General features: G+C 34.5%; 1 protein-coding gene and 1 pseudogene. Both read right to left on the reverse strand.

The genetic code is table 11. The features are described 5' to 3' along the window. A pseudogene (locus AC5590_RS08100) lies at window positions 1-228 on the reverse strand (DNA sulfur modification protein DndB); the annotation flags it as partial. Between the two features lie 2 nt (window positions 229-230). Further along, the coding region (locus tag AC5590_RS08105) for a GIY-YIG nuclease family protein (RefSeq protein WP_169269042.1) at window positions 231-640 on the reverse strand (410 nt) is incomplete at its 5' end.

Raw genomic sequence — 640 nt, forward strand, 5'->3', positions numbered from 1 at the left:
TCCACCCATCGCAAGGTAAGAAAATATTTCTGTATTCGCTCTGTTTTCATCTATTTTTCTCTGAACTCGTTCAGAGAAGCTCCAACTGCCTTGAATTTCATCAGCAAATCTAATGTTTTCAACTGCATCACTTTGATCGAGAGTTGTTATAAAGTACCTAACGTCACCAAACTCACCACTGATTGCTTTATATTCAATAGTCTCTGGAGATTGATTATCTAATTCCATTTTTAACTCCTTTGTGTATTAAACTTAGGTTGACATAGTTGAATTAATAAACTTTCCAACTCTCTATAAATGTTTTTCGGGCAAGGGAAACAAACGAATAAAAATTCATCATTTGGTCTTGAGTTTCCGTACTTTGAGAAAAAACCATCGTCTCGCTCTAAATGCTGAATAAATCTATGTCTTAAGTTGTTTGCAGTCCCAATGTAATCTGGGCGTTGGAGAATGCTACATGAGATGAGGAGATTTTTTAACATTCTTCGTTCTTTAGGGTGAGAAACAGCTTTGAGAAATTGCTCCATTTTTTCAGACAAACCAACTGACTCACCACAAGTATCGACAATGAACTTACTTCTATTATCTTTCTCAGAAAACTTTGTTTTAAATACCGTATTTTTTATGCGAGTATCTATAT

The sequence above is a fragment of the Brasilonema octagenarum UFV-OR1 genome (assembly GCF_963888615.1).
GTDB lineage: Bacteria > Cyanobacteriota > Cyanobacteriia > Cyanobacteriales > Nostocaceae > Brasilonema > Brasilonema sennae.